The 12,764-nt window shown below is 77.0% G+C and carries 11 protein-coding genes; 8 read left to right on the top strand and 3 right to left on the bottom strand.

What is annotated here, in order from left to right:
• Nucleotides 1–158: 158 nt before the first annotated feature.
• Nucleotides 159–2,099 (top strand): HNH endonuclease signature motif containing protein, encoded by a 1,941-nt coding sequence (locus FHN55_RS20505; protein WP_139714269.1) that lies wholly within the window; start codon nucleotides 159–161, stop codon nucleotides 2,097–2,099.
• 248 nt (nucleotides 2,100–2,347) lie between these two features.
• Nucleotides 2,348–3,226 carry an AraC family transcriptional regulator gene (locus FHN55_RS20500; protein ID WP_139714268.1) on the top strand — a complete coding sequence of 293 codons (879 nt, stop codon included), beginning with the start codon at nucleotides 2,348–2,350 and terminating at the stop codon, nucleotides 3,224–3,226.
• Nucleotides 3,227–3,244: 18 nt separating this feature from the next.
• Here FHN55_RS20500 and FHN55_RS20495 read toward each other — a convergent pair whose 3' ends face one another.
• Nucleotides 3,245–3,982, bottom strand: a complete 738-nt coding sequence (locus FHN55_RS20495; RefSeq protein WP_139714267.1) for a GntR family transcriptional regulator — start codon at nucleotides 3,980–3,982, stop codon at nucleotides 3,245–3,247.
• A gap of 97 nt (nucleotides 3,983–4,079) precedes the next feature.
• Here FHN55_RS20495 and FHN55_RS20490 point away from each other — a divergent pair, with 97 nt between their 5' ends.
• From FHN55_RS20490 to FHN55_RS20465, 6 genes are all read left to right on the top strand, one after another.
• A complete protein-coding gene (locus tag FHN55_RS20490; RefSeq protein ID WP_139714266.1) occupies nucleotides 4,080–5,144 on the top strand; it encodes an SIS domain-containing protein in 1,065 nt (354 codons plus the stop codon).
• Between the two features lie 8 nt (nucleotides 5,145–5,152).
• On the top strand, nucleotides 5,153–6,301 hold the full coding sequence (locus FHN55_RS20485) for an N-acetylglucosamine-6-phosphate deacetylase (RefSeq protein ID WP_139714265.1): 1,149 nt from the start codon (nucleotides 5,153–5,155) through the stop codon (nucleotides 6,299–6,301).
• Nucleotides 6,302–6,376: 75 nt separating this feature from the next.
• Nucleotides 6,377–7,804, top strand: coding sequence for a four-carbon acid sugar kinase family protein (locus FHN55_RS20480; RefSeq protein ID WP_139714264.1), 1,428 nt, complete (start codon nucleotides 6,377–6,379; stop codon nucleotides 7,802–7,804).
• Nucleotides 7,805–7,877: 73 nt separating this feature from the next.
• Nucleotides 7,878–8,804 carry an NAD(P)-dependent oxidoreductase gene (locus tag FHN55_RS20475; RefSeq protein ID WP_139714263.1) on the top strand — a complete coding sequence of 309 codons (927 nt, stop codon included), beginning with the start codon at nucleotides 7,878–7,880 and terminating at the stop codon, nucleotides 8,802–8,804.
• A 64-nt stretch (nucleotides 8,805–8,868) separates the two neighbouring features.
• Nucleotides 8,869–9,564, top strand: a complete 696-nt coding sequence (locus tag FHN55_RS20470; RefSeq protein ID WP_139714262.1) for a FadR/GntR family transcriptional regulator — start codon at nucleotides 8,869–8,871, stop codon at nucleotides 9,562–9,564.
• A gap of 260 nt (nucleotides 9,565–9,824) precedes the next feature.
• Nucleotides 9,825–11,264, top strand: a complete 1,440-nt coding sequence (locus tag FHN55_RS20465) for an acetamidase/formamidase family protein (protein ID WP_139714261.1) — start codon at nucleotides 9,825–9,827, stop codon at nucleotides 11,262–11,264.
• A 36-nt stretch (nucleotides 11,265–11,300) separates the two neighbouring features.
• On the opposite strand, the gene FHN55_RS20460 is transcribed toward FHN55_RS20465, so the two are convergent.
• Together FHN55_RS20460 and FHN55_RS23955 are read right to left on the bottom strand one after the other, a co-directional pair.
• Nucleotides 11,301–12,269: a M48 family metalloprotease gene (locus tag FHN55_RS20460; protein ID WP_139714260.1), complete on the bottom strand. Its 969-nt coding sequence runs from the start codon at nucleotides 12,267–12,269 to the stop codon at nucleotides 11,301–11,303.
• Between the two features lie 47 nt (nucleotides 12,270–12,316).
• The gene (locus tag FHN55_RS23955; protein WP_306821831.1) at nucleotides 12,317–12,721 is read right to left on the bottom strand and encodes a BlaI/MecI/CopY family transcriptional regulator; all 405 of its coding nucleotides are present in this window, start codon (nucleotides 12,719–12,721) and stop codon (nucleotides 12,317–12,319) included.
• Nucleotides 12,722–12,764 lie beyond the last annotated feature (43 nt).

Below are 12,764 nucleotides of genomic sequence, written 5' to 3'. Positions count from 1 at the left end.
GCTCGTCGTCTCGGCGGTCCGCTGCGGGCCTGTGAACGAGCGCGACCGATCGTGAGGACGCGGCGGACGGGTGATCCTCGAGTTGCGCGGGTCGTCCCCCTGTGCAGCGGCGTTGCACACCCGTTCGACTGTCGGTGGTGCCCTCTAGCGTGATCCACATGACCTGGACCGCCACCGAGACGCCCCACGAGGGCGACTCCAGCGCGGTGGCAGGAGGGGGCCCGGAGTGGGTCGTCGAGCCCCTGGCCCCCGGTGCGCTCGGCGCTGACCGGATCCCCTGCACTGATGAGGACGGCGACGGCGGGCCGCTCGACGAGGGGTTCCCGCTGGAGGTGACCGGTCCCCTCGCCGAGGCGCTGAGCGCCGCGCGCACCGCCGTGGACGACGCCGCCGCAGCGGCCTGCTACCTGACCACCCTGAGCCCGCACCAGCGGGTGGCGGCGCTGGGCCAGGCCGCCCGCACCCGGCACGTGCTGGAGGCGGCCGTGCTGCGCCTGACCGCCAGCTTCACCCCCGAAGACCTCACCGTCGTCGGGGCGACCAACCCCACCGACCTGCTGCTGACCCACACCGGCGCCGACGCCCGCCGCGCCAGCACCGAAGCCCACCTGGCCAAGGCCCTGACCGCCCCCATCGGCCCTCTTCACGCGCCGGAGCCCGACCCCACCGACACCGACACCGGCACCGGCACCGGCAGCGAGGGGAGCAGCTCGGCTCACTGGGTCCGCGGGGAGGGCCTGGGGCGCGTCGGAGAGCAGCACGCCGCGGGAAGGATCTCCACCGACATCGCCTCCCTGGCCCGGCGCACCCTGGCCTCCCTGCCCCGGAGCGTCCAACGCGCCCACGCCGCCGAAGCCGACCACCTGCTGGCCGCCACCCTGCCCGGGCTGACCCACCCTCAGGCCGCCATCGCCTGCGAGGTGCTGGCGCAGAAGCTGGACCCGGCCCGCGCCGACCGCGGCTTCGACCCCGACGCCATCGACAAGCGCTACGTGAACCTCACCGTCCACGAGGACGGCAGCGTGGACATCCGCGGGCACCTGGACGCGGTCACCGGCGCCGAGCTCAAGGCCGCCATCGACCACTACGCCGAGCCCGAGCCCACCACCACCGCACCGCTGGCCGACCAGGACCGACGCAGCGTGTTGGACCCCGACCTGGACGCCGAGGTGGACGCCGAGGTGGATGTCGAGGTGGACGCTCACGTAGACGCCGACGGGGACGACCAGCCCCTGCCCGGCCTGGACGGCGACAGCACCGGCTCACCGGGTGAGGAGTGCCGGCGGGGTCGGCGGGGTCGGCGGGCGGGGGTGGTGGTGCGTGATGAGCGCACCGCACCCCAGCGCCGCGCTGATGCGCTGGGGCTGCTGGCCCGTCTGGGACGCACCGGGGACCAGACCCGGGGCGGGGAGCCCCCGCGGATCATCGTGACGGCCACCGCCGAGCAGCTCACCGGGGTGCCCGGGTCCGGGCGCGCCACCTGTGAGACGACGCGGCGGGGCCTCTCCACTGCGGCGCTGCAGCACCTGGCGTGCTCGGCGCTGCTGCACGCGGTGACGCTGTCGTGCCAGGGACCGGCGGCGGCGGCGTTGGCGCTGGGGCGCAGCGTGCGGTTGTTCTCCCCGGCCCAGCGGCGGGCGATGCTCGCGCGTGACGGTGGGTGCGTGATCCCGGGGTGCACCGCCCCGCCGGGGTGGTGGGAGGCCCACCACGTGCACGAGTGGGCCGCCGGCGGCCCGACCGACGTCGACCAGGGCGTGCTGCTGTGCGGGCGCCACCACGTCCTGGTCACCGTCGGGGTGTGGGCGGTGCGGATGGTCGACGGTGCTCCGCAGGTGCGGCCACCGGTGAGCATCGACCCGTTGCAGCGGTGGTTGCTGAACCCTCGGCGCGCGGTGGAGCACTCCACCGCCCAGCGCGCTGAGCAGATGCTGCTGCGGGTGGACCCGCACCGCTGCGCTGCGCCACCTGGACCACCGCCAGCACCACCTCGCGGTGACGTTCCGAGACCGTCGGGTGCAGTCCCGGGGCACGGTCCAGGCAGACCAGAGGACCCGCCGCCGGACATCCCCTCACCGCGCAGCACCTGCGCCTGCTGACTCCTGGGCGCCCCCCCGGAGCTCCGTCCTCGTGCGCGGACGGGGCCTCCGGCGCGCCCTCGGCTGCGTCGCCAGTCCCGCGCAGCCGCACCCCCGTCCCCACGTCCAGCTCTTCGCGGCTGCCGGCGGGTCTTCCGGCGGGGTGCCTCGACGAAGCGGAGCCCGTCCCGCCCTGACCGGACCGGGCTCGGACTGTCGGGCGCCGGAGCCACCGCGTGCAGCAGGCTCGTGCCCGTGGAGGAGGCGACGTGATCGACGTCCTGAACCGGCTGGTCGAGCAGGTGGAGGAGCGCCTGGCCGACGGGAGCGGTGAGCTGGACGTCGCCCGGCTGGCCAGGTCGCTCGGCACCACCGAGCACCACCTGCGGCGGATGTTCTCCTCCCTGGCCGGGATGCCGCTGTCGGAGTACGTGCGCCGCCGCCGCCTGACGGTCGCCGCCGCCGACGTCCTCGCCACCGACGACGACCTGCTGACCATCGCCGTCCGGCACGGCTACGGCTCCGCCGAGGCGTTCGGGCGGGCCTTCGCCGCCGTGCACGGCACCCCTCCGGGGCAGGTCCGACGTGACGGCGGGCCCGTCGTGTCACAGCCCCGGCTCTCGTTCCACCTGACCGTGAGAGGAAGCACGCCCATGGACGTCCGCATCGTCGACCACCCCGCCTTCCGGCTGGTGGGCCACGCCGCTCGGGTGCCGCTGCTGCACAGCGGCACCAACCCGCACATCGCCGCCCACGTCGCCGCCATCGCGCCGGAGGAGCACGCCAGGCTCACGGCGCTCAGCGAGGTGGAGCCGCGAGGGCTGCTGTCCGTCAGCGACGACCTCGACCCCGACCGCACCGAGGGGTCCGAGCTCACCTTCCTGCACGGCGTCGCGACCCGTGCGACGACGCCCGTCCCCGCCGACCTCGACGCCATCGAGGTCGCGGCCGGCGCGTGGGCGGTGTTCCGCAGCTCCGGCCCGCACCCGGCGGCCCTGCAGCAGCTGTGGGCGGACACCGCCACCGAGTGGTTCCCCTCGAACAGCTGGCGGCTGCGGCCCGGGCCCGAGGTGCTCAGCGTGCTCGAGCACGACGACGGCTGGACCACCGCCGCCTGCGAGCTGTGGCTGCCGGTCGAGAGGGCGTGAGCGCCCGCCGCGCGCGGCTCAGCGAGGGGGCGTGCGGTCCAGCGTCGTGCGGACGCTGTACCGGTCGGCCCGGTAGCGGGAGGTGGTCCGCTCGACCACCACGTCACCGGCGCTCGTCGTCCTCGTGAAGACCAGCAGCGCCGCCCCGGCAGAGGTGCGCATCAGCTCGGCCTGCGCGCGTGTGGCGGCCTCCGCGGTGAGCACCTGGTCCCCCGAGGACGGCGACAGGCCGTACTCGCGCCCGAGGAGCGTGTAGAGCGAGCCCGTGAGGTCGTGCTCGAGGAACCGGGGCAGCAGGTGCGCGGGGAACCAGCTCTCCTCCAGCGCCATGGGCACCCCGTCGGCCAGGCGCAGGCGCTCCACCCGCCACGCGCTGCCGGGGCCGGAGGGGAGGTCCAGCGCGGCGGCCACCTCGGCCGGCGGCTCCGCGGCCTCCGCGCGCAGCACGCGGGTGGACGGCGCGAGCCCGCGCCGTCGCATGTCGTCGGTGAACGACGCCAGGTGCAGCTGGGTCTGGACCTGGCGGGCCGCCACGTAGGTGCCCTTGCCGTGCACGCGGTACAGGACGCCCTCGTGCACGAGGTGCCCGATCGCCTCGCGCACGGTCTGGCGGCTGACGCCGTGGCGCTCCACCAGCTCGCGCTCGGAGGGGACCGGCTGGTCCGGCCCCAGGTCCTCGGCGGCGGTGCGGCGCAGGACGGCGATCAGCTGCTCGCGCTTGGGCACGGGGCCGTCGGTGAGGAGGCTCCCGGACATCCGCACCCTCCCGTCGACTGGTCTGCACTGGTACGGTCCAGTTGACCCGACCTTGTCGCCGACGCGCGTCCGCGTCAAGCGCACCCCGGAGGCCACCGTGACGCAGCAAGCCCAGACCAGCCAGCGCGGGCGCCTGGTCCTGGCGGAGATCGCCGAGCAGCCGGACGTCGCGGACCGCCTGGTCACCGCGGCGAGCGCGCCCGGCGGCGAGCTGGCGCGGGTCGCCGCCGCCGTGCGCGAGGCGGCCCCGCGGATGGTGCTCCTCACCGCCCGCGGCACCAGCGACCACGCGGCCCTCTACGCCAAGTACCTCGTGGAGGTGCAGCTCGGGCTGCCGGCCGGGCTCACCTCCACCAGCACCCTCACCGTGTACGGCGCCCGGCCCGACCTGCGCGGCGTGCTGTGGGTCTCCGTCAGCCAGTCCGGTGGCTCGCCCGACCTCGTCGAGTCGACGGCCGCCGCGCGCCGCGCCGGAGCGCTCACCCTCGCCGTCACCAACCACGCCGCCTCCCCGCTGGCCCAGGCCGCAGAGCTGCACCTCGACGTGCTCGCCGGCCCGGAGCTGGCCGTCGCCGCCACCAAGAGCTACACCGCGCAGCTGCTCGCGCTGTGGCTGCTCGTGCAGGCCTGGAGGGGCGCGTCCCTGCAGCCGGCCGCGGCGCTGCCGGAGCTGCTCGCGAAGGCGGTCGGCGAGGACGACGTCGACGCCGTGGCCGCGCGCTACCGCTTCGTGGACCGGCTCGTCCTCACCGGCCGCGGGTTCAGCTACCCGACCGCCCGCGAGGCGGCGCTGAAGCTCATGGAGACCTCCTACCTCTCGGCGATGGCGTTCTCCGCCGCGGACCTCATGCACGGGCCCCTGGCCATGGTCGACGCCGACCGCCCGGTCGTCGTCGTCGTCCCCGAGGGACCGGGCGGGCAGGCCCTGGTCCCGGTGCTCGACGCCCTGCACGAGCGCGGCGCCGACGTGTGCGCCGTCGCGCCGAGCGGGCTGGCGCCGCACGCGACCGTGCGCCTCGCCCTGCCGTCCGGGATGCCCGAGGACCTCGCGCCGGTGGTGCAGATCGTGCCGCTGCAGCGCCTGGCCGCCCACATGGCGCTGGCGCGCGGGCTCGACCCCGACTCCCCGCGCGGCCTGCGCAAGGTCACCGAGACCCGCTGAGGCCGGCCGTGGGGACCGCGACGACGACGACGCTGCTGCGCGGCGAGGTCCACACGGGGCGGCGCACCGTCACCGACGGCTGGGTGCACCTGTCCGGCGGCCGGGTGACGGCCGTCGGCGCGGCCTTCCAGCCCGCGCCGCCGGCCGAGCGCGAGGAGCACGGGCACCGGGTGGTGCCGGGCTTCGTCGACGTGCACTGCCACGGCGGGGGAGGGGCGGCCTTCGGCGCCGCTGGAGGCGACGCGGACGCCGAGGCGGCGGCCGCGCGGACCGTGGCGCGCACGCACCGCGCGCACGGCACCACCACGCTGGTCGCCTCGCTGGTGACGCGGCCGGTGGCAGAGCTGGTGGCCGTCGCGCGGGCGCTGGAGCCGCTGGTGCGCTCCGGGGAGCTGGCCGGCGTGCACCTCGAGGGCCCGTGGCTCGACCCGGCGCACCGCGGCGCGCACGCGCCGGCGCTGCTGCGGCCTCCGGTGGACGACGACGTCGACGCGCTCCTCGCCACCGGCGCGGTGGTCATGGTCACCGCGGCGCCCGAGCTGCCCGGCGGTCTCGCCCTGGTGAGGCGGCTCGCCGGCGCGGGCGTGCTGGCGGCGGTCGGGCACACGGGCGCCGACGCGGCGACCGCCCGCGCCGCCGTGGACGCGGGAGCCCGCGTGGCCACGCACCTGTTCAACGCCATGCCGCCCGTGCACCACCGCGACCCCGGTCCGGTGGTCGCGCTCCTCGACGACCCGCGCGTGGTGGTGGAGCTCATCGCCGACGGCGTCCACCTGCACCCCCTGGTGCTCGCGCACGCGGCGAGGTCCGCCGGTCGCGGGCGCTGGGTGCTCGTCACCGACGCCATGGCCGCCGCCGGCTGCGGCGACGGGCGCTACGACCTGGGCGGGCTCGCGGTCGAGGTGGTCGGCGGGGTCGCGCGGCTGGCGACCGCGGACGGCGCGGAGGGGGCGATCGCCGGCAGCACCCTCACGCTCGACGCCGCGCTGCGGTGCGCGGTGGGTGCGGGACTGCCGTTCGCCGACGCGCTCGCCGCCGTGACGGCCACCCCGGCGGCGCTGCTGGGACGGGCCGACCGAGGCCACCTGGAGCCCGGTGCGACCGGCGGGGCGGTGCTGCTCAGCGACGCCCTCGAGGTGCTCTCCGTCCACCCCTGACCCGTGGGCGGGGTTGCGCGCACGGGACCGGCAGCGTTCCATGTCTGACATCAGACGTCGAAGGAGCCGATCTGGATGGTCACCGCCGAGCAGCTCACCGCCGGGCACCCGCAGCACCCCGTCGAGGCCTCGGCCGTGGCCGGCCGGGTCGCGGCCTCCGGACGCGTGCTCGTCGTCCTCGACGACGACCCCACCGGCACCCAGTCCGTCCACGACGTGCCCGTGCTCACCGGCTGGACCGAGGACGACCTCGCCTGGGGCCTGCAGCAGGGCGCGCCCTGCGTGTACGTGCTCACCAACACGCGCGCCCTGTCTCCGGCCGAGGCCGCCCGCACCGACCGCGAGGTGGTGGTCGCCGCCGTGTCCGCCGCCCGCCGCCTCGGCGCGGACGTCGGCTTCGTCTCCCGCGGCGACAGCACGCTGCGCGGGCACCACCCGCTCGAGACCGACACCATCACCGACGTCCTGCGCGAGCTGGGCGAGCCCGTCCCCGACGCCGTGCTCGTCGTCCCCGCGTTCCCCGACGCCGGCCGCATCACCGTCGACTCGGTCCACTACTGGTGCACCGGCGGCACCTGCACCCCCGTGGGCGAGACGGAGTTCGCCCGCGACGCCACCTTCGGCTACAGCTCCTCCGACCTGCGCGCCTGGGTGGCGGAGAAGAGCGCGGCGTCCGGGAGCCCCGCCCCCGTCGCGACCGAGGACGTGCTCGCGCTCACCCTCGCCGACCTGCGCCGCGGCCCGGCGGCCGCCGCCGACGTGCTGCGCGGCGCCCGCGGCGGGCAGGCGGTGGTGGTCGACGCCGCCTGCGAGGACGACCTGCGCGTGCTCGCCCTGGCCGAGGAGCAGCTGGCCGCCGAGGGGCGCCGCTTCCTGCACCGGGCCGGCCCTCCGTTCGTGCGGGCCCGTACGGGCATGGAGCCACGGCGCCCGTTGACGAGCGCGGAGGTCCCGCTGGGGGACGCGCGCGGCGGGCTCGTCGTCGTCGGCTCCCACGTCGGGCTGACCACCCGCCAGCTGGAGCGGCTGCGCGACGGCCACGCCCTGGCCGGCACCGTGGAGGTGGACGTCGCGGCAGCGCTCGACCCCGCCCGCCGCGAGCCCCACCTGGCCGACGTCGTGGACCGCCTCGTCGCCGCGCTGGCCGAGGGCGACGCGGTGGTCAGCACCTCACGGCTGCTCACCACCGGCGCGGACGCCGCCGCCAGCCTCGACATCGCGGTGGCCGTCTCGCGCGCCGTGGTCCAGGTGGTGCGGGGCGTGGTCGCGCGGACCTCGCCGCGGTTCGTGGTGGCCAAGGGCGGCATCACCTCCAGCGACGTCGCCCGCCACGGGCTCGGCGTCCGCCGCGCCGTGGTGCGCGGGCCGCTGCTGCCGGGGCTGGTCTCGCTGTGGGAGCCCGTCGAGGGACCGGCGGCCGGCATCCCCTACGTGGTCTTCGCGGGCAACGTCGGCGACGACGGCTCCCTGCTCGACGTGGTCCGCACCCTGTCCGCCGGCTGACGACACCGCCTGACCCACCCGACCCCCCGGCCACCTCCGGGAGCGACCGCCACCTGATCCGGAGGACTCGACGATGAGCACCAGCACCCCCGCCACCGCCGTCATCGGCCTGGGCGCCATGGGCCTGCCCATGGCCACCCGCCTGGCCACCGCGCTGCCCGTGCGCGGCTTCGACGTCTCCCCGGCCCGCCTCGAGCTGGCCGCGCGGGCCGGGGTGGAGACCGCGCGCAGCGCCGCCGACGCCGTCCGCGGCGCGGCCGTGGTGCTCGTGGCCGTCCGCGACGCCGCGCAGCTCGACGCGCTCCTCTTCGGCACCGGCCCGGCGGAGGACGGGGACGACGACGGCGGCATCGCCGGCCACCTCGGCGCCGGCTCCGCCGTCGTCCTCACCAGCACCGTCGGCACCGACGGCATCCCGGAGCTGGCCGCGCGCCTCGCCGAGCGCGACGTCGACCTCGTCGACGCCCCCCTGTCCGGCGGACCGGCCCGCGCGGGCGCGGGCGACCTGCTCGTCGTCGTCGGCGCCACCCCGCGGGCGCGGGCGACGGCGGCGCCCGTGCTCGACCTGCTCGCCTCCACGCTCACGGTGGTCGGCGACGCCCCCGGCGACGGGCAGGCGCTCAAGACCGTCAACCAGCTGCTGTGCGGGGTGCACATCGCCGCTGCCGCCGAGGCCCTCGCGCTGGCCGACGCCCTCGGCCTGGACCGCGAGCGCACCCTCGAGGCACTGGGGGCGGGTGCCGCCGGGTCGTTCATGCTCGGCGACCGCGGTCCGCGGATGCTGCAGGCGCACGACGAGGGCGGTGCCGAGGTGCGCAGCCGGCTGGACATCTTCGTCAAGGACCTCGGCATCGTGGGCGCCGCCGCGCGCCGGGCGCACCTGGCGGCGCCGGTGGCGGCGGCCGCCGAGCAGCTGTTCCTGCTGGGGGAGGCGGCGGGGCTGGGGGAGGCGGACGACTCCGCCGTCGTCCGCGTGCTGTCCCCGCGGCGCCGCTCCTGACCGGGGCGGCGCGCGTCGTCGTCGTTAGTGTGGCGAGCCAGGCCATCACCCCACGGAGGTCCGGTTGGCGCGCGAGTCCCTGGTCGACGTGGTGGTCGCCGCCCTGCTGGAGCGCATCGCCGACGGCCGCACCCCTCCCGGCGGGCTGCTTCCCCCGGAGTCCGAGCTGGCCGAGGAGCACGAGGTCAGCCGCCTGACGCTGCGCGAGGCCCTCAAGGTGCTGCAGGCGCAGGGCGTGGTGGAGGTCGAGCGCGGCCGCGGCACCCGGGTGCGCCCGGCGGCGCAGTGGACCTCCATCCGCGCCGTCGCCCACGTGCACGACCGCAGCGGCGGCGCCGACGCCCCGCTGCACCTGCTGCAGCTGCGGCGCATGGTGGAGACCGGGGCCGCCGAGCTGGCGGCCACCCACCGCACCGACGACGACCTCGCCGAGCTCGAGCGCCACCTCGAGCAGATGCGGGCCGCCCACGAGCGGGGAGACGTGGAGGCCTTCGTGGCCGCCGACATCGCCTTCCACGACGTGGTGCTCCACGCCTCCGGCAACCCGTTCGTGGCGGTGCTGCTCGGGCCCCTGTCGGCGGTGCTGCGCGCCCGGCGGCACGAGACCTCCCAGCACGAGCCGGTGCAGGTCCACGCCGTCGCGGAGCACGCCGGGGTGCTCGAGGCGCTGCGTCGCGGCGACCCGGCGGCCTCGCGCGCGGCGATGGAGTCGCACATGGACCAGACGCTGAGGGACCTGCAGCACTACGTGCTCGCCTGACCACCGCGCCCGCGCCCCCTCGGCCCCGCAGGAGACGCCGACCCAGGACGGGCGCCTGGACGGGACTGACCGCGGTCACCTGCGGAGGCGCTGGCCCAGGACCGACCCGCTGCGACTGACCGCGGTCGCCTGCGGAGGTGCGTCGGGCGCCACGGGACGGCGACGCCCACGGCCAGGTGTCCGGTGCCCGGCCATGAACTTCACCGCGGGGAAACCGGCTGAAACCCGGACGAAACGGGCACCTCGGCAGGGTCGGGACCGTGAAGCACGACGCGCTCAGCGCCCAGCCGGCCCCTCGGACGACGGCTCCGGAGACGGCCGACCTGCTGCGCCGGGGCCTGGGGCGGCGCAGCCTGCTCACGGCGGCGGCCGCCCTCGGGGCCGGCGGGGGGCTGCTCGGGTCCGCGGCGCCCGCGTTCGCGAAGGGCGGTCCGGGCGGCGGCCGTCCGGGAGGTGGGGGTCCTGCTGGAGGGGTGCGGGTGGAGGTGCCGAAGACCCCGCTGCAGCCCGGCGCCGGGCGCATCGACGGGGAGCACTACCTGCCCTCGGAGCCCGACGCCGTGCGCTGGGGCTACCTGCCCGCCGCCGGCGCAGAGCCCGTGCTGCAGGTGCGCAGCGGCGCGACCGTCACCGTCGACACGGTCAGCCACGAGGGGATCCTCGAGGACCAGGGCCGCGACCCGGTGGCGTGGTTCGGCGAGCACGGCGTCCCGGCGTCGGGGGTGCTCGAGGACGCCGTGGCCATCGCCGCCGGCTACTCCCGCCACGAGCGGCGGTTCGACGTGGACGGTCCGCACGTGGTCACCGGACCGGTGTTCGTCGAGGGGGCGCAGCCCGGCGACGTGCTGAAGGTCGAGACGCTCAGCGCCCTGCTGCGCGTGCCCTACGGCGTGGTCTCCAGCCGGCACGGCAAGGGCGCGCTGGCGCGCACCCGCGACGGCGGCGCGCCCGCGGGCATCTCGCTGGAGGAGGTCATGCCTCCTGTCGGCACCGACGGCCGCGCCACCGGTGACCCGACGCGGTACGGCAACGTGTCGGTCTTCACGCCCGCCGAGGCGGGACCGGGTGGGTCGGCGGTCGGCACGATGCCGCGCACGGGCGGGCGGATCGCGTTCCCGCTGGACCCGTTCATGGGGATGATGGGCGTCGCGCGGTTCCCGGCTCCCGCCGGTGGCGGGCTGGTGGACCCGGCGCTGGACTCGGTGCCGCCGACGCTGGGCGGCGGCAACATCGACGTCGGCCTCCTCGGCCCGGGGTCGACCTTCTACCTGCCGGTGGCCGCCGAGGGCGCGCTGTTCCACACCGGCGACCCGCACTTCGCGATGGGCGACGGCGAGGCCGCGCTCACCGCCGTCGAGGGCTCGCTGCGCACCACCTTCCGGCTCACGGTGTGCACGAAGGGCTCCGGGGACGCACCGGCGCTGGCGCACCGCTACCCCTTCGGCGAGACCGACGCCGCGTGGGTGCCGATCGGGCTGTCCGACCCCGACGGCATCGCGGACGGGACGCAGGGGACCGACCTCGACGTCGCGGCGCGGCGCGCGGTGGTCAACGCGCTGGACTTCCTCGAGGAGGAGCTGGGTGTGGAGCGCGCCGTCGCCTACGCCTACCTCTCGGCGGCGGCCGACTTCGTGGTGTCGCAGCTGGTGGACCGGACCGTCGGCGTGCACGGCGTCATCCCCAAGGCGCACTTCGCCTGACCGCGGTCACCCGCGGAGGGTGGCGGACGTCCATGATCACGGGCGGGGGAGCGGGAGGGTCACCAGCGCGTCGGTGAGCCAGGGGGCCACGAGCACCACCGGCGGCAGCACGAGCACCCCGGCGGCCAGCGCGTACACCCCGGCCGAGCGCCACCGCGCCGCCGGCCTCGCGGAGAGCCGAGCCAGCCGGTGGGCGCGCTGGGCGGTGACGGCGTCGTCGTCGGGGGAGCGGTGGGCCTCGGTGTCGGCGGCGGCCAGCGCTCCCACACCGGGGTCGACCGCGCCGCCCAGCAGCTCCAGCGCCGAGCGCAGCGGGGCGTCGCCGCAGCGGCGGCGGGCGGCGTCGTCGGCGGCGGCCTCCAGCAGCAGCTCCACGGCCCCCAGCGCGCGGTCGTTGCGCAGCGGTCGCGGCACGGCGCGGTGGAACGCCGCGAACGACTCCAGCACCACGTCGTGGCGGGCGTCGAGGTGGGCCTGCTCGTGCGCCAGCACGGCCCGCAGCTGCGCGGTGTCGAGCAGGCGCAGCGCGCCGTCGCTGACCACCACGCGCGGGCTGCGCCCGGGCAGCCCGTAGGCGAGCGGGAGCGGGGCGCCGAGCACGCGCAGCTGGCGCTGGTCGGCCGTGAGGTCGCTGGCCAGGGCGGCGCTGCGCTCGGCGTCGTCCAGGAGGTCCAGCAGCTCGCGGTGCCGGGCGCGCCGCGCGGCCGAGCGCCGCATCACCCCCACCAGGCTCACCACGAGCCGCGTGACGATGAGCAGCGCCACCGCCAGCGCCCCGAGCAGCCCCCACGCCGCCGCCGTCGGACCCGCGCTCAGCGCACCGCTGATCTCCTCGGGGGCGATGAGGACGACGGCGACGGCGCTCAGCACCGACGCCGCCACCACCGCCTGCCAGAGCACCACCGAGGCGTTGGGCGTGGCCGCCGTCCAGCGGGCGCGCGCCAGGGGCGCGGGCACCACCAGTGACAGCACCAGGCCGAGCAGGCCCAGTGCGAACGCGGTCATGACCCGAGCCTGCCAGTGCCGCCGGCCGCGGGGGGCGGGGCGGCCTGTCAGCCGGCGGCGTCGAGGGCGGCGCGCAGCGCCGCCACGCCCTGCGGGCCGACGCGGCCCACGAAGTGCACGAGCGCGGCGTCGCGCGCGGAGGGGTCCGGGGCGGAGCCGAGGGCCTCGAGCATGAGGGCCGCGGTCAGCTCCTCGCGGGTCTGCGCCGGGGAGTAGCGGAAGGCCCGGCCGTCGCGCTCCTGGCGCACCACGCCCTTCTTGGCCAGTCGGTCCAGCACCGTCATGACGGTGGTGTAGGCCAGGTCGTCACCGGTGGACCGGAGCTCCTCGTGCACCTGGCGGACCGTCAGCGGCTCGCTCGACGCCCACAGCCGGGCCATGACGTCGCGCTCGAGCGCGCCGCCCACCGGGCCACCGACCTTGCCGGCTCCCGCCGTCCCCGCTGCTGCCACGGGAGAGATGGTAGCCCGGACCTGTGACGAGTACGACACGGCA

Origin of the sequence: Streptomyces sp. NP160, assembly GCF_006335115.1 — a bacterium.
In the GTDB taxonomy this organism is placed as follows: Bacteria; Actinomycetota; Actinomycetes; order Actinomycetales; family Quadrisphaeraceae; genus Quadrisphaera.
Note: the sequence above shows the minus strand (reverse complement) of the source record. Positions and strands in the feature narration are given on the sequence as shown.

Coding starts and splice junctions, on each gene's coding strand:
- FHN55_RS20505 (WP_139714269.1), top strand. CDS start 159: ATGACCTGGACCGCCACCGAGACGCCCCACGAGGGCGACTCCAGCGCG.
- FHN55_RS20460 (WP_139714260.1), bottom strand. CDS start 12,269: ATGACCGCGTTCGCACTGGGCCTGCTCGGCCTGGTGCTGTCACTGGTG.
- FHN55_RS20495 (WP_139714267.1), bottom strand. CDS start 3,982: ATGTCCGGGAGCCTCCTCACCGACGGCCCCGTGCCCAAGCGCGAGCAG.
- FHN55_RS20480 (WP_139714264.1), top strand. CDS start 6,377: ATGGTCACCGCCGAGCAGCTCACCGCCGGGCACCCGCAGCACCCCGTC.
- FHN55_RS20475 (WP_139714263.1), top strand. CDS start 7,878: ATGAGCACCAGCACCCCCGCCACCGCCGTCATCGGCCTGGGCGCCATG.